Raw genomic sequence first — 19,669 nt, 5'->3', positions numbered from 1 at the left:
TCAGCGAAGGCCGATGATTTTCGCCAGCGCTTTACGGTCGGCGGGTTTGATATCGAGCGGATGCTCGTAGCCGATGTTCTCAATGGCGCGCGTATAGAGCGCCACCAGCCAGTCGTAGACATAACGCGTGGCCGCATGCACCGGTTTCTCGCCAAGACGCGTCAGACGCTGGTCATGCGCTGCGGCCGAGGCGAACAGACGTTCGTTCGGGTTAACGCGGCTTGCCGGGCGTTCGGCCTGCGGCACGCGTTCGAAGCCGAGCCAGCTCACGAAATTACCCAGCTCAGCGCGCAGTTGCGCGCCGGAGAGGCCTTCGTGCGCAGCCAGCGCTTCCAGGCGTCCAGCCAGGTTAAGGCGGTAGCTTGCGATGATCAGCGTATCGCCGAGCCAGTGCAGCGTGGCGGTGTCGATACCGAGCTGCGCGGCGTGGTCGTCATTCTGCATCCACTGGCGCACATGGTTCACCCACAAACGATGCGCGCGGCGGGCCAGCGACGCGCCGGAGGCGTTATCCACAGGGCGCGTGGAGACCGATTCGCCAAAGAGGTCGATCTCAGCGCTGAACAGCCCCTGGGGCGTCTCTTCGCGGCGTTCTTCGGTTTCACACAGCGCCTGCAGCGCGGCCGGGTCCGGTAACAGCGCCTGAAGCAGATCGCCGTGACGCGCGGCCTGACGCTGCAACGTACGCACGCCGTTTTCGGCGGTGGCACGCAGTGTGGCTTCATCGGCGGTAAGCGGCGCCAGATAACGGCTGAAAAGCAGGACGGGTTGCGCCTGCGCGCTCGCGTTAAGCAGCGTCAGACGGCGCGCGCGGCTGTTTTCGCTCAGCGCCTGCGATAACCATTCGGTCAGGCGTTGCAGGTTGCGGCCATCGAGCGCCTGCAGCGTGCCCCAGGTGTGGCCCGGCTTGCCGAGCAGACGCTGCACGCCTTCATCAAGGTGCTGGCCGTCGAGAAAACGGGCGTCGTGCGGCGTAATCGCCCACACCAGGCCCGGCAGCGCGTCCGGAGAGGCTGGCTGCGTGGCGTTCACCCAGCGCAGCAGCGTGCGCGCGACCGGCGCGATATCCGCGCGGCTCTGGACGGCATTACAGACCATCAGCACGTCCGGCTGTTGATGCTGGCGGTAGTAGTCGAGCAGAAACGCGATTTTGCTGGCGTTCAGGCTCTCCTGCTGACTATAGGTCGCGCCGGGGATATCCAGCAGGTCGACGCCTTCCGGCACCGACGGCGTGGCGAGCGGCAAGGTCAGTTCGGCGCACAGCAGCGTCAGCGTTGTCAGCGGCACGCTGACCATCCCCTGCAACTGCTGCTGTTCGAGCGCGCGGACCAGCACTTCATCGGGCAGCGCCTCCTCGCCGGAGCCTGCCGGGAGAAGAAAGCCTTCCACCGGCAGGGAAAAATTGTCCACCAGCAGGCTCAGCGGGGCGGCCACTTCGCGGGCGTGCCCGAGCAGAAGCAGCCCTTCGGCGAGCATGACGAACTGCTGCGTCAGCTCGGCAATATCTCCCCACAGCAGCGCGTACAGGCGCACGCGCTCGGTGAGGTTCAGGGCGGGTAGCAGTTGCGCCATCTGGTGCCACGCGTCATCGCCAAGCGTGCGCTGGCGCGCGGGCGTCAGTTCACGCCAGCGGGCGGCGAGCGTCATGACATCCGGCGCGCTGATGGCCGGGTGCGGCTGGGGCTGGCCGAGCGTCTGCAACTGCGCTAAACGCTGGCGCAGCTCCTCTTCGCTCACGGCGCGCGCTTGGCCGCTGGTCTGATAGTGCGCGAGGAAAATTTGTACCAGTTCCGCCTCGCTGAACAGACGCAGGCGCAGCGGAAACTCTTCCGGCAGCGTCTGCGGCGTGCGGGTGAAGCGAACGGCCATCGCCGTCGCGCTGTGGCCAGGGTTGATATGGGTCAGCCAGTCGAGATGTTTATCGCCAGGTGCTACGGCCACCTGACCCTGCGAGCCATTGGCGAGCGTCGCCAGCAGGTGCGCTTTGCCCGCCTGCGAGTGGCCGTAAATGCCGAGCGTGCGCGGTTCGCCCGCCAGCGCGTTCAGCGTCTGCGCCTGAGCATGAAGCGCGCTCAGACGCGCCAGAAGGGGGCCTGCTTCTTCATCCAGCAGCGGCGCATGTTCACGGGTCTTCTCGACCCATTGGGTCAGGGCGGCAGGCGTCGTGATTGTCTGGTTAATGAGGGTAGAAACAGTCATTTCAGATAAACGCTCCCGCTGTCGATCCAGTAATGGCTGCCGGAACTGCGGCGGTCAGCCAGAGTATTAAGTTTAAACGTGACCTGCTCAGGCGGCACGCGGGTGCCGTCGGAAAGCCAGGCTTCGCTAAGGGTAAAGCCTTCCGGTGCCTGATGCTTGCCGCCGCCGGTCAGCTGCAGACGCACGTTGAGCACGCCGTCGCCGGCGATGGCTTTAGCAAGCTCCGGCGAGTTGACCGAGAGCGTATAGAGCGGCGTGGCGGGCCAGCGGGCGTTATCCAGCTGACGAAAGCCGAGCGTGACATTGCCGCGCAGCGGGAAATGCAAGCGTGCGTCGAGCTTCGCGCCCGGGGCGTCGAGGTCAATATCGCGATACCAGACGTTTTCGTCGCGCAGCGTGTTCACCACATTATCCAGCACGCCGAGGTAGCGCACGGTGGAATAAGCGCCGATATCCGCCGCTTTAAAGTTAAAGCGCGGCAGGCGCAGGTCGAGCGCCAGGCTGCAGAGCATCGCGCCGACGGCGGCGGTGGATTTCGGGTTTCCGACACGGCGGTGCTGACTGAAGGGATACCATTCATGCACTTCATAGTTATCAAGCCAGACCATACGGCTGACCGGCACCGGCTGGAGCAGGCGGATAAGCGACTGCAAGCCCGGCAGACAGCCCGGACGGCCCGTTATCAGCAGCACGTCGCAGCAGTAGTAAGAGATGGCTTCGCACAGCGCCTGGATGGGCGCGCAGATGCTGAATTTACCGGCATGCAGCGCCTCTTCCAGCTCGCTGAAGCTCACCTGCAGCGGAACGTCCAGCACGTTAAACGCCGGGCTGCCTGCCGGCAGCGCGTGTTCGATAGCCTGATGAAGATAATTATGCACATTGCGGGTCGGCGGTTGTTTCAGCATCTCGCCAAACGTGGTGTAGAGGCCGCTTTGCGGATCGGCCGGATCGCTGTTTTCCCATGCCGAAAGCACCGCGTGCCCCAGCGGCATAAACAGTTGCAGCGCGGTCTGCTGGCGCAAAATCGCTTGCGTGTCCATGCGTCCGGAATCACCGAACAGCGTGGACATCAGCGTCGCGGCGTCGGCGACGCCCGCTTTTTGCAGGTGTTCCTGCAACGCAGGCAGTACGCAGCGCTGGATAACGTCCAGCAGAATGTCATCGCCCGCCACTTTAAACCCTTCGCGGAACAGCAGCGTCGGGCTGATTTTTACGTTACTGCCGACGCCGTCATCCAGCTGAAACTCGGCAATCGCCATATCGGTGGTGCCGCCGCCGATATCTATCGAGGCGACGCGCAGCTGACGGCCCGGTGTGGCGCCAGGCGGCGTTTCGCGATCCGGACGGGCAAGGCTTGCGAAAAAGCGCTCGGTCTGGCCTGCGAAGTGCACCATCGCTTCGTTATAGAGCCACACCAGCTGGCCACAGCTGGCTTCGTCCCACTCCATCTGGATTTCCGGCACCGGTACGCGGCTCTGGCGCTGGCCTTTTTCGACGCTAAAGTCGTCATCATGCGGGTGCCAGCCCAGCGCTTTCCAGACCAGCGCGATGGCCTCCTGCATACGGCGGCGAAAAATCTCGCGCTCCTGTTTCGGCATCGCCGAGGGGAGCGTCAGGATCAGCTGGCGCAACTGGCGCGGCGAGCTGGCATTGCCCATGCGCAGACGGCTGGCGACGCTGTTAATCTGACATACCGCCTGGGCGAGCAGCTCGCACAGCATATGGGTCATCAGCGAGCTGCGGCTGTACTGCGGGGAAAATACCGGCAAACGTTCCTCCGGCGGCAACTGCCAGAGCGGTTCGCCATCGTCGTTCATCAGGTTCATCAGCGGGCCTGCGGTCGCGAGCGGCTCACGCTGGGTTTTCGGTGTCATCAGGTTAAAACGCCACTCCTGCGCCGCCGGGGTTTCATCCCACAGGTAACGGCGCGGGCTGGAGATGCCGCTGTTGCCTTCGGTGCCAAGACGCTGCATCGCCAGTTTGCGGGCTTCGTCGCCGACGCGCACGATGGAAGGCCAGACAAACGCTTCGTCACGACCGCTCTCTACCGAAAAATGCTGCTTACCAAAGCGCGCTTCGGCGAACGCGAGGCGGCTGGTGAACATCAGGGCGTTCATAAACTGCGGCTCGCTCAGCGAGCGCACCTGCAGCTCCATGGTCTGGCGCAGGCCGTCGTTGGCCTCGCCGTGATCTTCAATTATCACGCCGCAGGTGTGAGTGTTGCCGACGTCCAGGATGAGATCCACCGCGACCGCAGGCGAACTCAGGGTGCCGGTAACGATTTTCATCTCCGGCACGTTCAACTGATTGCCGAGCAGCGACATCACGTTCAGCCAGTGAGCCTGATACTCAAACACCTTCAGCGCGCGCTGGATCTCCTGTTCGCTGCGCGCTTCCTGAGCGCCTGCAAACTGCGTAAACGCCTCACGCAGCCAGCCGTCGACCCAGGTCTGGTCGAGGAAATCCGCCACTTCGTCATCGCGCCAGGCGAGCGCGAAACGCGTGCCGTTGCGGACATCGTTTTCTACCGGCGCAAGCTGGGAGGCCGCGCCTTCGTCCTGCTGGATCTGGGTGTCGAAGGCGAGGGTGACGCGGTGAGTATTGCCCGCGCTGTCCGGCTCGCTGAGCTTGCGGATCTGCACGCGGGCCCAGTTATCCGGCCCCTGCACGAACGTGCGCGGCGGGTTGAAGCGCAGCACCGGCAGCGGCAGCCAGACGCCATCCATCATCGCGAGCGACTGGCTCAGTGCGACGCTGCTTTCCGGTTTCACCACTTCCGGCTGCCCGCCGTGGCGGGCAGGCAGAGTGAACTTGCCGGAAGCGATATCGTAATCGAGGCGCAGCAGCGGCCCGTTGGCGGTTTTACGGACAAAACGCCCGTCGTGGGGCGCCTCCACCGGCGTCAGGCCGAAATCAAGAAATTGCACCCCGCTGTTTTCAATCAGGGTGACGCTCTGTTTGTAATCACACAGGTTTGCCAGCATAAATCAGGCGCTCACTTTCTTCATGGTCAGGGGCAGAACGGTCTTTTCATCATAGCGACCGGTACATTCGGCAACGTCATTCGGGCCCGCTTTGCAGGAAATTTCCGGCATCGGGTAGCGAGAGCCGTCGCTGCAGCGGGCTTTGCCGCGAGTCTTAATCATCAGCTCGCCGGACTGGTGCAGTCCGGAGAAAAGATCGGCGCGACAGACAACATTGTCGCCAAGCGTCACGCGGGCGCTGCCTTTGTTGCTTTTCATATCAATACGCATCGAGGTCGCCTTGCCGGTAATCGGGTCGGGGCTGCCGATGCTGAGACGCCAGGTGCCGTTAAGGAAACGGGTCGTGCCCGCTTTCACCTGACTGGCGTCCATCACCAGCGCATTTTTATCGACCGGCGCAGGCGCGACAGGCTTCTCTTCAGCCACCGGCGCGGGCGGTGTGACCTGGGCGGCGGCGAGCGGCAGCGAGGTCACGGGCGCGACAGGGGCAACCGCCGGAGCATCCACCGATTTCACGGGCGCGGGCGCAATTTCCAGCGCCTTGATCTGCTCGACCGAAACGGAGGGCGCAGGGACGGTTTTTTGTTGCAACGTGTACCAGGTGAGCGGGGCGGCGATGGCGCCAACCACCACGGCGGCCGCGAGCGGCCATGTCCAGAGCGGAATACGCGAGCGGCGGGCAGGGGCGGCGGTCGGGGCGGCTACTGGCGCGGTGTCTTCAGGCTGCGGCACAGCCCCGGCGTCTGCGGCGTAGGCCGCGAGCACGGCGGCCTGAGTCGGCACCGGCACGGCTGGCGCAGGGGGGGCGACGGGCGTGGGCAGAGGCGCGGCAGGCGGTACGGCCAGCAGCGGCGCGTCCGGCTCGTTCATCATGACCGGCGCGGGTTCCGGCTCCGGCTCGTCCTGCGGCGTCATGATGATTTCCGGCTCGACAGGCTCGGCTTCGCGCAGGCAGTCCAGCACGTCGTCACGCGCGCCCTGGTTTAAGTTAACGAAGCCCCAGAAGGTGATAACCGGCTTGCCGTCCACCAGATAAAGGAAATTCGCGCCGGGAAACTGCACGGCCTTTGCCAGCAGCGCGCCAAAAAGCTGCTGGGCGGTTTTTTCCGACCCCAGGCAGCGCTTGCTCAGCGCGCGGGCGCCAGAGAGGGCGCTTTCCAGAAAGCGCAGGGCGCGCTCGCGCTCTTCGTGGCTGGCGGAGGCCCAGCCCATGACCTTGCCGCTGACCGGTGAATACCAGTCCACGCGGTCACCCTCTTCATTGAGTTGCGGGATAGCCAGAGACTCCACCAGCGGCTGCTTGCGCAGGCGAAGCGTTTCACGGATTTGCAGCGCAGACTCGAAAACCGCCTGACCATTTTCGCCTACAGACTGGAAGTCATCGAGGTCGCCACTGCGCAATAGAATTTTTGCCACGTCATTCTCTCTGCCAGGAAAAACATTTTCACCACGCTACTTTGAACGATAGACCTGTCCAGCAAAGCGCGAAAGAAACGCAAAAAAGCGTAAATTCTCGGGTCATTGAATCTTAGGAATTTTCTTGACTTAAGCAAAAATTCGCGGTGATAACGCGACTTAACCGGAGCGTAAATCATTTTTAGCTGAAATTGACTGATATTCAGGCGAAAAATGCCAGAAAGGCATAAAGCTACAGTTTTTTGTTATTTGCCAGTTGACGCGGCCTGTGATGTGATGGCTTTCCTTCTGAAAAGTAAAATAAAAGGCACATGATGAAGACAGGGAAAACTCTGCTCGGGCTGCTGTTAAGCGCCCTGTTACCGGCAAGCGCGATCGCGGCGAACAGCGATACGATTATTTACTGCTCCGAGGCATCGCCGGAATCCTTCAACCCGCAAATCGCGAGTTCCGGGCCGAGCTTCGTGGCGAGCTCGCAGGTGTTGTATAACCGCCTGGTCAACTTCGATCCGAAAACCAACACCCCGGTGCCGTCGCTTGCCACCGGGTGGACGGTGAGCCAGGACGGCAAGACCTGGACGTTTACGCTGCGCCAGGGCGTGAAGTTCAACAGCAACAAATTTTTCAAACCGACGCGCGACTTCAACGCGGACGACGTGATTTTCTCGGTGATGCGCCAGAAAGACCCTAACCATCCTTACCATAAGGTGTCGCAGGGCAACTATGAATACTTCCAGGATGTGGGCCTCGATAAGCTTATCACCGACGTGAAAAAGCTCGACGACTACCATGTCCAGTTCACGCTGAGCGAGCCAAACGCCGCGTTCCTGGCTGACTGGGGCATGGATTTCGCCTCGATCCTCTCGGCGGAATACGCCGATGCGATGCTGAAAAAAGGCACGCCGGAAAATGTCGATAACTGGCCCATCGGCACCGGCCCCTATGCGCTGCAACAGTATAAAGTCGACTCGCTTATCCGCTATATCGCTAACCCGAACTACTGGGACGGCGAAGTGCCGACCAAACACCTGATCTTCTCGATTACCCCGAACGTCGAGACGCGCCTTGCCAAGCTTAAAACCAACGAGTGCCAGATTATTCCGGCGCCAAGCCCGGTGCAGTTTGAGCAGATCAAGGGCGATAAAAACCTGACGCTGCACAGCGTCGAGGCGCTGAACGTCGGTTATCTGGCGTTCAACACCGAGAAGAAACCGTTCGATAACGTGCTGGTTCGTCAGGCGCTTAATTACGCGGTCGATAAGAAGTCGATCATTAATGCGGTATTTATGGGCAGCGGCAGCGTCGCGAAATCGCCGATCCCGCCGAATATGATGGGCTTTAACAAGGATCTCAAAGACTACGATTACAACCCGGAAAAAGCCAAAGCGCTGCTTAAGCAGGCGGGGCTGGATAAAGGCTTTGAAGCGACGCTGTGGTCGATGCCGGTTCAGCGCCCGTATAACCCTAACTCTAAGCGCATCGCCGAGATGATCCAGAGCGACTGGGCGAAAGTGGGCGTGAAGGCGAAAATCGTCAGCTACGAGTGGGGCGAATACCTCTCCGGCATTCGTAAAGGCGAGCACGACGCCGCGCTGTATGGCTGGATGTCCGACAACGGCGACCCGGATAACTTCGCCGACGTGCTGCTGAGCTGCGACAGTATCCAGAGCGGCTCCAACGCCGCGCGCTGGTGCGACAAGCAGTACACCTCGCTGATTGATCAGGCCAGGCGCGTCAGCGCGCCGCAAGAACGCGCTAAACTCTACGAGCAGGCGCAGGAGATCTTCTACCAGCAGGCGCCGTGGGTGCCGCTCGCCAATGGCCGCACCTTCTACGCGACCCGCAGCAACGTGACGGGGTACAGCGTCAGCCTGATGGGCAGCGACTTCTCGAAAGCGAAAATCAATTAAGCACTGCGCCGCGGCCTCTGCCGCGGCGACGCGTTTAAGGAGGTTTAATGTCTCATCTTGATGAAGTGAAACGCCAGGTCGACGCGGTGATTGAAGAGCACGTTATCGCGCATATGAACGAACTGCTGATTGAACTCAGCGACGACGCGCAGCTCAGCCGCGACGAGCGCTACGTCGAGCAGCAGCGGCTGCGCACCGCCATTGCCCATCACGGGCGTCAACACAAAGAAGATCGCGAGCGCGAGGCGGCTGAACGCCTGGCGGAGCTGACCCGCGGCGGCACGATTTTATAAGGAATTGTCATGCATATTGCTTTTCTCGGCCTCGGCGGCATGGGCCAGCCGATGGCGACCAATCTTATCAACGCCGGTTTTACGGTAACGGTATGGAACCGCTCGCCCGCACCGTCTGAGGCGCTGCGCGCGCTCGGCGCGCAGGTGGCGCAAAGCCCGAAAGACATTTATGACGCCGACGTGTTAATCACCATTCTTGCTGATGACGCGGTCACCGAAAGCGTGGTGGTAGAGCAGGGCGCGCTGGCGTCGCTCGCGCCAGGGGCGCTGTGGATCAACATGGCGACGGTCTCGGTGGCTTTCACGCAGGCGATGGATGCGCTCTCGCAACAGCGCCGTATCGGATACGTGGCCGCACCCGTGCTTGGGCGCGTGGATGTCGCCGCGGCGGGCAATCTCAATATTCTCGCGGCGGGCGCGCCGGAGTGGCTTGCGAAAGCGCAGCCGGTTTTCGATGTGCTGGGCCAGAAAACCTGGACGTTTGGCGACAGCCCGGCGCAGGCGGCCGCGGTGAAGCTTGCCGCTAATTTTATGCTCGCGAGCGCGATTGAGACGATGGGCGAAGCCTCCGCGCTGGTGGAGGCGTATGACGTCGGCAAAGGCGATTTTCTCGGGATGATGACGGGCACGCTGTTTGCCGCGCCGGCCTATAAAAATTACGGCGCGATGATCGCCGAAGACCGCTATTCGCCTGCGGGTTTCACCATGAAGCTCGGGCTGAAAGATGTGCGTCTGGCGCAGCAGGCGGCGGAGAGTAAAAACGTGCCGATGGGCATTGCGGGGGTGCTGCGCGATAACTATCTCGACGCGCTGGCCCACGGCGACGAGCAGCTGGACTGGGCGGCGCTTGCCACCGTCAGCGCGCGCCGCAGCGGGCAGAAACCGAAAGCGTAACCGTCAGAAGGTGCGCCTGGCGACCAGCCAGGCGCCAATCACCAGCAATACCGCGCCCGCCACAGGCCCCGCCACCATACGCAGCGTCAGGCCGCTGGTGCGGGCGATATCAAACAGCAATCCGCCGATAAGCTGACTCGCCACGAGTACCGCAATGGTCGTGGCCGCGCCGAGATGCTGATAACCATTGATGCTCGCGAACACGAAAAACGAGCCGAGCAGCCCCGGCAGCAGCGTCCACCAGCGCACGGTGGCGATAAGCTCGCTAAAGCCCGCCGTGCCGTTACGCAGCAGCAGGATCGCGCAGAACAGCACAATCCCCACCAGCGAATTAAGCAGCATCGCAATCAGGATAGTGGACGCCGACTGCGTAATGCGCACCATCAGCATATTCTGCACCACCAGGCCCACCCCGGCGGCGGCGAGAAACAGCAGGCTCAGCGACGCATTCATCCGATGGCGTCCGGTTCACGGCGTTTATCAAGCTGGAGCTGCATAAACGTTAAATCGAGCCAGCGGCCAAATTTGGTGCCGACCTGCGGCATCTGCGCGGTGATGGTAAACCCGAGCTTTTCATGCAGCGCGATGGACGCCACGTTTTGGGACTCAATCCCCGCGACCATCACATGCTTGCCGATAGCCCGCGCCTCGGCAATCAGATGCGTCATCAACAGCTTGCCGATGCCTTTGCCATGATGCTGCGGATGCACATAGACCGAGTGTTCGACGGTATGACGAAAGCCATCAAACGCGCGCCAGTCGCCGAATGAGGAATAGCCTACGACGGTGTTGCCTTCAACCGCCACCAGCACCGGGTAGCCCGCGTTGCCGCGTTGATAAAACCAGGCGAGGCGGTTGTCGGTATCGACGGTAGCATCGTTCCAGATGGCGGCGGTGTGCTGCACCGCGTAGTTATAGATGTCGGCGATAGCCGCGCAGTCTTCGGCGGTGGCGTGGCGAATGAGCATGGTTGAACCCCGGTGGTTGTTCACTATAATGTTACGTAATGAATAATATAATCGACACATTAAATCAACGGATTGGTGAGCGTATTCGCCTTGAGCGCGAGACGCGCGGCTGGTCGCTCTCCGAACTGGCGGAGCGCGCCGGCGTTTCACGCGCCATGATCCATAAAATCGAGCGCGGCGAAAGCAGCCCGACGGCGACGCTGCTGGGCAGGCTTTCCGGCGCGCTCGGGCTTAGCATGTCCACGCTTATCGCGCGCGCGGAGATGAACGAAGGGCGGCTGCTGCGCTTTGCGGATCAGCCCGTCTGGCAGGATCCGCAGAGCCACTATCTGCGCCGCCACGTCTCGCCGAAATCCGATCTGCCGCTCGATCTCGTGCAGGTGGAGCTGCCCGCCGGCAGCGATATTCCGATGCCCGCCTCGGCCTACGCTTTCGCCCGCCAGCTTATCTGGGTACAGCGCGGGGAGCTGGTGTTTCGCGAAGGCGACACGCATCACCAGATGCGCGAGGGCGACTGTCTGGAGCTCGGCCCGCCGAATGAATGCCATTTCATCAACCCAGGCGACGCACCCTGCGTCTATCTGGTGGTGCGTCTGAATAACGTCGCCAGTTGACGTGAATGCACTACGCTTTGGGGATGTCCTGAAAATAAAGGAGAACCGCATGACACAACAAGCTTCCCGTAATCGTCGCTGGGTGCTCGCCTCCCGGCCGCATGGCGCGCCGGTGGCGGACAACTTCCGTCTTGAAGAAGATACCGTCGCCACACCGGGCGAAAACCAGGTGCTGGTGCGCACGGTCTGGCTGTCGCTCGACCCGTATATGCGCGGGCGTATGAGCGATGAGCCGTCCTATTCGCCGCCGGTGCAAATCGGCGAGGTGATGGTCGGCGGTACCGTCGGGGTGGTGGAGCAATCCGAACACCCTGATTTTCACCCTGGCGACTGGGTGCTCGGGTACAGCGGCTGGCAGGATTACTGCATCTGTGACGCCAAACAACTGACTCCGCTCGGCACATCGCCAGAGCACCCGTCCTGGTTCCTCGGCGTGCTGGGGATGCCGGGCTTTACCGCCTATATGGGCCTGCTGGATATCGGCGCGCCGAAAGAGGGTGAGACGCTGGTGGTCGCCGCGGCGACCGGGCCGGTAGGCGCGAGCGTCGGACAGATTGGTAAAATTAAAGGTTGTCGCGTGGTCGGCGTGGCGGGCGGCGAAGAGAAATGCCGCTACGCCGTTGAGCATCTGGGGTTTGACGCCTGTATCGATCACCGCGCGCCGGATTTCGCGGATAAGCTTGCCGCCGCCTGCCCGCAGGGCATCGACGTCTATTATGAGAATGTCGGCGGTAAAGTGTTTGACGCCGTATTGCCGCTGCTGAACACCGGCGCGCGCGTGCCGCTCTGCGGTCTGGTCTCCGGCTATAACGCCACAGACCTGCCGCCAGGCCCGGATCGCCTGCCGCTGCTAATGGGCACGCTGCTTAAAAAACGCATCCGCATGCAGGGCTTTATCATCAACCAGGATTATGGTCACCGGATTGAAGAGTTCCAGCGTGAAATGGGCCAGTGGGTCTCAAGCGGGAAAATCCACTACCGCGAGCAGATTGTCGATGGTCTTGAACAAGCGCCGCAGGCGTTCATCGGCCTGCTGGAGGGCAAAAACTTCGGCAAGCTGGTAATTCGCGTGGGTCAGGATGAATCATAAACCAGCTAAATAACAACTTGTTAACCACGGCGGCTGCCGATATGCTCGACCCATGCCTGTTGTCGGGAGCCGCCTGTGCCGTTGTTAACCGTATCCCACCTCAGCCTGCAAAGTCGGCAGGCTGTTTTACTTCATGACGTCAGCCTGACCGTTGACCGCCGCGAAATGGTCGCGCTGGTGGGCGAATCGGGTTGCGGCAAAACCCTCACGTCGCTCGCCATTACCGGCCTGCTGCCGCGCGGCGTCTGGCAGAGCGGCGGCGAAATCCGCTTTGACGACGCCCACTCGATTATCCCGGATTCGCCATACCCGACGGGCCTGCGCGGACGGCACATCGCCATGATTTTCCAGGAGCCGATGAGCAGCATGAATCCGGTGCTGAAAGTGGGCGAACAGATAGCCGAAGTGCTGGTGCGTCATCGCGGGCTTGGCTGGAAAGCCGCCTGGCGCGAGGCGGTGGCGCTGCTCGGCCATGTCGGCATCGGCGAGCCGGAAAAGCGCGCGCGCCAGTATATTCATCAGCTCTCCGGCGGCATGCGCCAGCGCGTGATGATTGCGAGCGCCATCAGCGGCAAACCGGATCTGCTGATTGCGGATGAACCTACCACCGCGCTGGACGTGACGCTCCAGGCGCAAATCCTCGGGCTGTTAAAACATCTCCAGCAGGAGATGGGCATGGGCGTGCTGCTGGTCACGCACGATCTCAGCGTGGTTGCGCGTTTTGCCGATCGCGCCTGCGTGATGAACGGTGGTGAAATCGTCGAACAGGGCCCGGTGGAGCCGCTCTTTACCGCGCCTCAGGCCGACTGGACGCGGCGGCTTATCGCGGCATCCACGCCGCAAACGCCAGAGGTCCGTGAAATTGAACGCCAGACGCCGCCGCTGTTGCAGGTGACCGGCATCGTGAAAAGTTATCCGCGCCGTCAACGGTTGCCGTTTATTCCCCCGGAGCGCCAGCGGGTGCTGCATCCCACTTCCTTCAGCCTGGCGCGCGGGGAAATCGTCGGGCTAATCGGCGAATCCGGGTCCGGCAAAACCACGCTCGGGCGCGCGGCTATCGGGCTTATCGAAGCAGACAGCGGCGCTATTCTCTTTGACGGCGTCGATATGGCGCAGGCGAGCCGCGGCGAACAAAAGCGTGTGCGCCGCCGCGCGCAAATGATCTTTCAGGACCCCTACGCCAGTCTCGATCCGCGTATGAGCATCGGCGAGCAGCTCGCGGAGCCGCTGCGGGTACACGGCCTGCGCCACGGCGACGCCATCCCCGCGCGGGTGAGCGAACTCATGACGCTGGTGGGGCTTGACCCTTCCTGGGCGCAGCGGCGTCCGGCGGCTTTCTCCGGCGGGCAGCGCCAGCGTATCGCCATCGCCCGCGCGCTGGCGCTGGAACCCGATCTGCTGGTCGCCGACGAAGCCGTGGCGGCGCTCGACCTGCCGGTTCGCGGACAAATCCTGCGCCTGCTGGCGGAGCTTCGCGACAAGCTCGGGCTGTCGGTGCTGTTTATCAGTCACGATTTACAGGCGGTGCGCCAGCTCTGCGATCGCGTGCTGGTGCTCTATCTTGGCGATGTCGTGGAGGAGGGACCGACGCATCAGGTGCTGGCGTCGCCCGCGCACCCGTATACCCGGCGGCTTATCGACAGCGCGCCCGATCTTCACCAGGCGCTGCGCCTGCGCCACACCGTTTAAGGCGCGCAAGACAGCGCAAGCGAGGTGCCCACATCGTCGCGCTCCGCCGCCTGCAACACGCGCGCGGCGAGCGCGATATCAAACACATTCAGACCGAACGACGAAAAATAGACGCAGTCGTCAGCCGCCGGACGCCAGCGCCCGCTGACCAGCGCCGGAAGATCGGCGGCCCAGCCGTCATCCGGGAATTCGCCTGCGCGATACATCTGAAACAGGCTTTTGGCGCTGGTATGGCGAAACTCGCCCCAGGCGTCGACGACCACCTGTGTGGCGCGCCTGATGGCTGCAAAGCTCACTTCGTGATAACCAATCTGCATCACCAGCCTGCCGGGGGTAAACCAGGCCGGGCCGAGAAACGGCTGCTGCGCGCCGGTACAGGTGATAACCGCATCCCAGGGCTGCGCCTGCGCGTCGTCAGGATGACGATAACGCGTAAACGGGAACGGCAGCGGGGCGGTGGTCAGGGCGTCGAGGCGTTCCGGCGTGCGGTTCCACAGGCCAAGCGCCTCAAGCGACGGGAAATGCGCGCTGAGCATGGCGAGATGCGCGCGCGCCTGGACGCCCGCGCCGAGCAGCAGCACGCGTCTTATCTCGCGGGGCGCGGCGTGGCGCAAGGCCAGCGCCGAGACGGCGGCGGTGCGCACCGCCGTCAGCCCGCCACTTTCCACAAGCCCGACCGGCAGCCCGCTGTCGGCGCGGTTGATGAGCGTCACCGTCAGCGCCATCGGCAGGCCGTCCTGCGGCTGCGGGCGGTGCGCCGTCCATTTGACGCCGGTAGCGTTAAAGCGTCCGCCGACGCGCGCGGGCAGCGCATAGACCATGCCCGGCGCGGTATCGAGCGGAACGTGCGTTTCGGCTGGCATCACGGCGTCGCCAGACGCCATGAGCGTTACCGTATCGGTCACATCGCGCAGCGCCGCCTGCGGGTCGAGCCCGCCGAGGCTCGCCACCTGTTGGCCGCTAAGAAATAGCATGAAATCCTCCTGAATCCATCAGAATGAGAGCAGCCAGTCGCGAAGCGATTGGGTAAAGCGCGACAGCCCGCGCAGGGTGACAAATTCATTCACCCCATGCGCGTTGCCGCCATAGCCGAGCCCGCCGATAAGAAACGCCGGAGCGACGGGCGCGAACGCATACGCCGGGGCGCAGCCGGGTGCCCAGGGCCAGATTTGCGGCCGGGCCTGCTGCTGGTGATAGCTGTTTAACAACTCCAGCACGCCCGGATCGTCATCGGAAAAGCGGCGGCCCGGGTAGCTGTCATCCACCATCAGTTCCGCGCCGCTTATCTCCTGCATGGAAAGCTGCGCGCGCATGGCATCCAGCAGCCTTGAGGGCGAGCTGCCAGGCGGCGTGCGCAGGGCAAATTCGGCGCAGGCGAGCGGGGGAATAATGCCGCGCCCCGGCAGCGGTGAGGTGCGGATCTCGCTGAGATTGAGCACCGCGCTGCCGAGTAAAAACGCCAGCGCTTCGCGGCTGTCGCCGTCGACAGTCAGCCGCTGGCTTTTACGCATCGTCAGTTCATCCTTGATGCTGAACTGCGGCGCCAGTTCGTCGAGCCAGCGCAGGGCGCGCTCGTCAAGCGGCAGCGTTTCCAGCACGCCGTTGCGCCCGGCAGGCGCGATCGCGGCCAGCGCCTGCACCAGTCGCCAGGCGGGGTTGGCAATCCAGGCCGCGTTGCTGGCATGAATGGCGGCCTGTGGGCCGCCCCAGTCGCCGCCCGCGACGCGCAGACGGCCTGTCGTCATGCCGGTAAAGCCGAGGTAGAGGCGCGGCGCGCCGCCGCCATATTCGCATAATGACGGAAAAAGCACCGCCAGCGCGGGCGATACCGGGCAGGGCGTGCGGGCGAGATAGCGTCGCAAGGCGCCGCTGCCGCACTCCTCTTCACCCTCCAGCAGGATCTCCAGATTGGTGGCGAGCCTGCCGCTCTGCCACAGCTCGCGCACCACGGTAAGCATCCCGGCGAGCGGGCCTTTGTTGTTTTCCGCGCCGCGCGAGATAAACACATCGCCTTTATCAGCCCAGCGACGGATGCCTCCGGTGAACGGGTCGACCTGCCAGCCTTCTCTGTCTGCGGGCATCACGTCATACATGTTGTAGAGCACCAGCGTATCGGGCGCGCCGATATCGACGCGCACATGCACCAGCGGCGGGTGTTCGGGGGGCTGCTGCGCCACCGGCAGCATCACCTGCGCGTCCAGCGCGTCCACCAGCCAGGCCTCCAGCCAGGCGGCAAGCGAGCGCTGCTCGTCCGGCTCATCCGCCACGCTTTGCCATGCAGTGAGCGACGCGAGCAGCTCCAGGGTCGCATCCAGGTCGGCATGCGGCTGAACGGTCATAAACGGATCCTCGGGTTCAGTACCAGATAAAGCAAATCAATCAGCAGGTTAACGACCACGAATGTGAGCGCGGCGAGCAACACCACGCCCTGCACCAGCGGAAAATCACGATTCTGGATGGCCTGCACCGCCAGGCGGCCAATGCCGGGCCAGGCGAAGATTATCTCGGTGACCAGCGCGCCGCCGAGCAGGGCGGCGAGCGAAATCCCCTGAACCGTCACGACCGGGATCAGCGCGTTGCGAAGCCCGTGTCGCACCAGCACCCGCCAGGCGCTGAGCCCTTTGGCGCGCGCGGTGCGGATATACTCCTGGTCCAGCACGTCAATCAGGCTGGCGCGCACCAGACGGGCCATCGCGCTCATGTAGTAGGCGCCAAGACAGACGGCAGGCATGATGAGCTGCAACGGCTCGCCGTAGCCGCCGGAGGGCAGCCAGCGCAGTTGCAGGCTGAAGAATAAAATCATCAGAAGCCCCAGCCAGAACACCGGCACCGCCTGACCGCTGAAGGCCACCAGACGCGCCAGCAGATCCCAGAACGTGTCGCGCCACAGCGCACTGATAAGCCCGAGCGCGAGCCCGGCAAGCGTGCTCCAGGCAAGCGCGGTGAGCGCGAGCAGCGCGGTGGCGGGCAACCGCTCGGCAATCAGCGTCGAGACGGGCTGGCCAAAGCGCAGGGAATCGCCCAGGTCGCCGCGCAGCAGATGGCCCGCGTAATCGGCGTATTGCGCAAGCAAGGGCCTGTCAAAGCCCATCGCGTGGCGGAAATCGGCGATCTCCTGCGTGGTCGCGCCGGGCGGCATCATGACGGCCGCCGGATCGCCCGTCAGATGCAGGCTGAAGAAGATAAGCAGCGAAACGCCGAACATCACCAGCAGCGCCTGGAAAAACCGTGAAATGAGATAGCGCGCCATTATTCAACCCTCGCCTGCGTGGTGCGCAGCCAGTAATCGCCGAGCAGGTTACAGCCCACCACCAGCATCGCGATAGCGCAGCCGGGCCAGACCACCAGCCAGGGCGCAAGGAGCATATAGGCGCGGCCTTCGCCGATAAGATTGCCAAGCGTCGGCGTCGGCGGCTGAATGCCCATGCCGAGAAACCCGACCGACGCCTCCAGCACGATAAGCCGGGGAATATCGAGCGTCAGCAGCACCAGCAGCGGGGTGGCGAGCGCCGGTAAAATATGGCGCAGCATAATGCGCAGATGCGAAAAACCCATGGTTTTCGCGGCCTCGATATACTCCAGCTCGCGAATTTCCAGCGTTCTGGCGCGCGCCACGCGGGCGTAAATCGCCCAGCTTGTCACGCCCATAATCACAATAATATTCGCAAGCGAAGTGCCAAAGAGGGCCATCACCAGCAGGATCAGCAGGATAAACGGCACGGCCAGCTGGATGTCGATAAGCCGCATAATCAGCGCATCGACCCAGCCGCCGAAGTAACCGGCCATCATGCCCATCAGCGTGCCCATCGTGGCGGCGATAACGGCGGCGATGATCACCACAAAGAGCGACAGCCGGGCGCCCGCCAGGATGCGCGCGAGCAGGTCGCGGCCCAGCTGGTCGGCGCCCAGCCAGTGGCTCGCGCCAGGCGACTGAAAGACCGCCGTGAGATCGCTTAACAGCGGGTCGGGCAAAGGGAGCCAGGGAGAAAGCAGCGCGGCCAGGATGAGAATCGCCAGCAGCGCGCCGCCGAGAAGGCCGTCCCCCGGCAGGGGACGGCGACGTGAACGGGATGCGTAACGGCCAGGGAAGATCATTTCACCCTCATGTCGAACAGCGACACGCGCGCGTCTTCACGCCCTTTAAACGTGACGTTGTCACTGGAGGCGTAAATCGCATCTTCCCGGTAGAGCGGGATGAGCGGCTGTTCGCTGGCCACGCGGTCCTGGATTTGCTCCAGCAGCGCTTTGCGCTTCGCGGCGTCCACAGTGGCGCGGCTCTCGTTTAAGAGCTTATCCAGCGCCGGATCGCTTACCGTTGAGTACGGCTCGCCCGCGTGCAGCACCGGATAGAGCGCGGCATCGGCATCCAGCGTCTGGGTGGAGCCCCAGCCGAGCATATAGAGCGGCACCTGCTTGCCTGAGGCCACCTGCTGGGTATAGACCGACCACTCCGGCACTTCAAGCTGCGCCTTCACGCCGATTGCGGCGAGATCCTGCACAATCGCCTGGCCCACATCGGCGCTGGCGATATAGCGTCGCGGCGCCTGGAATTTCAGCGTAAAGCCGTCAGCAAAGCCTGCTTCTTTCAGCAACGCTTTGGCTTTCGCCAGATCCTGTTTCGGGGCGGCAATCGCTTTGTAGCCATAATCTTTCGGGCCCGCGAGCGTGCCGGTCGGCGTGCCGAAACCATGCAGCAGCGACTGGGTATAGGCGTCGCGGTTCAGCGCCAGCGACAGCGCCTGACGCACGCGCGCGTCGTTCAGCGGCGGCTGGTTATTTTTAATGCCGAGGTAAATGGTCAGCCCGCCGCCTTTAACCTGCTCAAGCCTGACGCCCGGCTTGCTTTTCACCAGCGGCGCGAGATCCGCCGGTACGCCTTCGACCAGTTGCGCTTCGCCGGTCAGCAGCGCGGTGATGCGCGCGGTCGCTTCCGGAATGGGGCGCCAGGTCACTTCGTCAATGGCCGGTTTGCCGCGCCAGTAGTTCGGGTTGGCCTCCATCACAACGCGCTCGTCAGGAATAAAGGTTTTGACGATATAAGCACCACTTCCGACAGGTTTTCGTGCAAATTCCGCAGCACCGACTTTACTTACATAACCAGGCGGCACGATATAGGCCGGATAACGGCTCATGCGGGTAGGCAGGAGCGGGTCCGGGCCGTTGGTGTGAATGCGCACCTGATAGTCGCCGACCGCCTCAACCGATTTAATGGTGCGAATATACGAAATGGTGGGGGCGTGGTTAGCCGGGTCAAGAATGCGGTCGATAGAGAATTTCACCGCGGCGGCATTCACCGGCTCGCCGTTGGTAAATTTCACATCCTTGCGCAGATCGAACTGCCATGTGGTGTCGTTAACGGCCTCCCAGTGGGTGGCGAGGCCGGGTTTGAGTTGCATCTGCGCGTCGCGCAGCACCAGCGTATCGAAAACGTTATCCACCAGGGTCGCGGCTTCTTTCAGAAAGCCGGGATCCATGGCGGTGGCGGAAGTCGGCTGCGCGATAGTCAGCGAGCTGGCCTGACTGAGCGGAGCGAATAATGAGAGCGCCACAGAAAGAGAGAGAAGCTTACGGGACAGTCGTTTCATTAGGTCAATACCTTAATGGTTGTCGTA

General features: G+C 62.8%; 16 protein-coding genes. 6 read left to right on the top strand and 10 right to left on the bottom strand.

Translation table 11 applies throughout. From position 1 onward, the window contains the following. The 3 genes from AFK63_RS09105 to AFK63_RS09095 are packed head-to-tail and all read right to left on the bottom strand — an operon-like array spanning position 1 to position 6,599. The gene (locus tag AFK63_RS09105; RefSeq protein ID WP_038863064.1) at positions 1-2,199 is read right to left on the bottom strand and encodes a virulence factor SrfC family protein; all 2,199 of its coding nucleotides are present in this window, start codon (positions 2,197-2,199) and stop codon (positions 1-3) included. Then, positions 2,196-5,183, bottom strand: a complete 2,988-nt coding sequence (locus AFK63_RS09100) for a virulence factor SrfB (protein WP_038863061.1) — start codon at positions 5,181-5,183, stop codon at positions 2,196-2,198. The genes AFK63_RS09105 and AFK63_RS09100 overlap by 4 nt, the downstream gene beginning before the upstream one ends. A gap of 3 nt (positions 5,184-5,186) precedes the next feature. Next, entirely contained in the window at positions 5,187-6,599 is a 1,413-nt protein-coding gene (locus tag AFK63_RS09095) for an SrfA family protein (RefSeq protein WP_038863060.1), read from the bottom strand. Between the two features lie 314 nt (positions 6,600-6,913). On the opposite strand from AFK63_RS09095, the gene AFK63_RS09090 reads away from it, so the two are divergent. The 3 genes from AFK63_RS09090 to AFK63_RS09080 are packed head-to-tail and all read left to right on the top strand — an operon-like array spanning position 6,914 to position 9,696. Further along, a complete protein-coding gene (locus AFK63_RS09090; protein ID WP_038863058.1) occupies positions 6,914-8,509 on the top strand; it encodes an ABC transporter substrate-binding protein in 1,596 nt (531 codons plus the stop codon). A gap of 47 nt (positions 8,510-8,556) precedes the next feature. After that, a complete protein-coding gene (locus AFK63_RS09085; protein WP_038863057.1) occupies positions 8,557-8,802 on the top strand; it encodes a DUF2526 family protein in 246 nt (81 codons plus the stop codon). 9 nt (positions 8,803-8,811) lie between these two features. Next, positions 8,812-9,696, top strand: coding sequence for an NAD(P)-dependent oxidoreductase (locus tag AFK63_RS09080; RefSeq protein ID WP_038863055.1), 885 nt, complete (start codon positions 8,812-8,814; stop codon positions 9,694-9,696). Between the two features lie 3 nt (positions 9,697-9,699). Here the strand turns inward: AFK63_RS09080 and AFK63_RS09075 are convergent, their stop codons facing one another. Beyond that, complete coding sequence (locus AFK63_RS09075; RefSeq protein WP_038863054.1) at positions 9,700-10,149, bottom strand: DMT family transporter; 450 nt, start codon at positions 10,147-10,149, stop codon at positions 9,700-9,702. Next, positions 10,146-10,664: a GNAT family N-acetyltransferase gene (locus AFK63_RS09070; protein ID WP_038863053.1), complete on the bottom strand. Its 519-nt coding sequence runs from the start codon at positions 10,662-10,664 to the stop codon at positions 10,146-10,148. The genes AFK63_RS09075 and AFK63_RS09070 overlap by 4 nt, the downstream gene beginning before the upstream one ends. 38 nt (positions 10,665-10,702) lie before the next feature. On the opposite strand from AFK63_RS09070, the gene AFK63_RS09065 reads away from it, so the two are divergent. The 3 genes from AFK63_RS09065 (at position 10,703) to AFK63_RS20395 (ending at position 14,057) form a co-directional block, all read left to right on the top strand. Beyond that, positions 10,703-11,278 carry a helix-turn-helix domain-containing protein gene (locus tag AFK63_RS09065; protein WP_038863052.1) on the top strand — a complete coding sequence of 192 codons (576 nt, stop codon included), beginning with the start codon at positions 10,703-10,705 and terminating at the stop codon, positions 11,276-11,278. Between the two features lie 49 nt (positions 11,279-11,327). Then, a complete protein-coding gene (locus AFK63_RS09060) occupies positions 11,328-12,368 on the top strand; it encodes an NADP-dependent oxidoreductase (RefSeq protein ID WP_038863051.1) in 1,041 nt (346 codons plus the stop codon). Positions 12,369-12,443: 75 nt separating this feature from the next. Beyond that, positions 12,444-14,057: a dipeptide ABC transporter ATP-binding protein gene (locus tag AFK63_RS20395; RefSeq protein WP_071603684.1), complete on the top strand. Its 1,614-nt coding sequence runs from the start codon at positions 12,444-12,446 to the stop codon at positions 14,055-14,057. Here the strand turns inward: AFK63_RS20395 and AFK63_RS09050 are convergent. From AFK63_RS09050 to AFK63_RS09030, 5 genes are read right to left on the bottom strand one after another with little or no spacing between them, the layout of a single operon-like run. Beyond that, a complete protein-coding gene (locus AFK63_RS09050; RefSeq protein ID WP_038863048.1) occupies positions 14,054-15,031 on the bottom strand; it encodes an ornithine cyclodeaminase family protein in 978 nt (325 codons plus the stop codon). The genes AFK63_RS20395 and AFK63_RS09050 overlap by 4 nt on opposite strands. Before the next feature lie 18 nt (positions 15,032-15,049). Then, positions 15,050-16,396 carry a M20 family metallopeptidase gene (locus AFK63_RS09045; protein WP_038863047.1) on the bottom strand — a complete coding sequence of 449 codons (1,347 nt, stop codon included), beginning with the start codon at positions 16,394-16,396 and terminating at the stop codon, positions 15,050-15,052. Further along, positions 16,393-17,307 (bottom strand): ABC transporter permease, encoded by a 915-nt coding sequence (locus AFK63_RS09040; protein ID WP_038863044.1) that lies wholly within the window; start codon positions 17,305-17,307, stop codon positions 16,393-16,395. Before AFK63_RS09040 ends, AFK63_RS09045 begins: the two co-directional genes overlap by 4 nt. Next, positions 17,307-18,152 (bottom strand): ABC transporter permease, encoded by an 846-nt coding sequence (locus AFK63_RS09035; protein WP_038863043.1) that lies wholly within the window; start codon positions 18,150-18,152, stop codon positions 17,307-17,309. Before AFK63_RS09035 ends, AFK63_RS09040 begins: the two co-directional genes overlap by 1 nt. After that, entirely contained in the window at positions 18,149-19,642 is a 1,494-nt protein-coding gene (locus AFK63_RS09030) for an ABC transporter substrate-binding protein (protein ID WP_038863042.1), read from the bottom strand. The genes AFK63_RS09035 and AFK63_RS09030 overlap by 4 nt, the downstream gene beginning before the upstream one ends. Positions 19,643-19,669: the final 27 nt, after the last annotated feature.

Origin of the sequence: Cronobacter muytjensii ATCC 51329 (assembly GCF_001277195.1) — a bacterium.
Taxonomy (GTDB): domain Bacteria; phylum Pseudomonadota; class Gammaproteobacteria; order Enterobacterales; family Enterobacteriaceae; genus Cronobacter; species Cronobacter muytjensii.
The sequence above is the reverse complement of the archived record's forward strand: the minus strand, read 5'-3'. Positions and strand labels throughout refer to the sequence as shown.

Excerpts from the sequence above, each read along its gene's own strand:
- AFK63_RS09105 (WP_038863064.1), bottom strand. The coding sequence starts at position 2,199 with ATGACTGTTTCTACCCTCATTAACCAGACAATCACGACGCCTGCCGCC.
- AFK63_RS09100 (WP_038863061.1), bottom strand. The coding sequence starts at position 5,183 with ATGCTGGCAAACCTGTGTGATTACAAACAGAGCGTCACCCTGATTGAA.
- AFK63_RS09090 (WP_038863058.1), top strand. The coding sequence starts at position 6,914 with ATGAAGACAGGGAAAACTCTGCTCGGGCTGCTGTTAAGCGCCCTGTTA.
- AFK63_RS09085 (WP_038863057.1), top strand. The coding sequence starts at position 8,557 with ATGTCTCATCTTGATGAAGTGAAACGCCAGGTCGACGCGGTGATTGAA.
- AFK63_RS09080 (WP_038863055.1), top strand. The coding sequence starts at position 8,812 with ATGCATATTGCTTTTCTCGGCCTCGGCGGCATGGGCCAGCCGATGGCG.
- AFK63_RS09075 (WP_038863054.1), bottom strand. The coding sequence starts at position 10,149 with ATGAATGCGTCGCTGAGCCTGCTGTTTCTCGCCGCCGCCGGGGTGGGC.
- AFK63_RS09070 (WP_038863053.1), bottom strand. The coding sequence starts at position 10,664 with ATGCTCATTCGCCACGCCACCGCCGAAGACTGCGCGGCTATCGCCGAC.
- AFK63_RS09065 (WP_038863052.1), top strand. The coding sequence starts at position 10,703 with ATGAATAATATAATCGACACATTAAATCAACGGATTGGTGAGCGTATT.
- AFK63_RS09060 (WP_038863051.1), top strand. The coding sequence starts at position 11,328 with ATGACACAACAAGCTTCCCGTAATCGTCGCTGGGTGCTCGCCTCCCGG.
- AFK63_RS09050 (WP_038863048.1), bottom strand. The coding sequence starts at position 15,031 with ATGCTATTTCTTAGCGGCCAACAGGTGGCGAGCCTCGGCGGGCTCGAC.
- AFK63_RS09045 (WP_038863047.1), bottom strand. The coding sequence starts at position 16,396 with ATGACCGTTCAGCCGCATGCCGACCTGGATGCGACCCTGGAGCTGCTC.
- AFK63_RS09040 (WP_038863044.1), bottom strand. The coding sequence starts at position 17,307 with ATGGCGCGCTATCTCATTTCACGGTTTTTCCAGGCGCTGCTGGTGATG.
- AFK63_RS09035 (WP_038863043.1), bottom strand. The coding sequence starts at position 18,152 with ATGATCTTCCCTGGCCGTTACGCATCCCGTTCACGTCGCCGTCCCCTG.
- AFK63_RS09030 (WP_038863042.1), bottom strand. The coding sequence starts at position 19,642 with ATGAAACGACTGTCCCGTAAGCTTCTCTCTCTTTCTGTGGCGCTCTCA.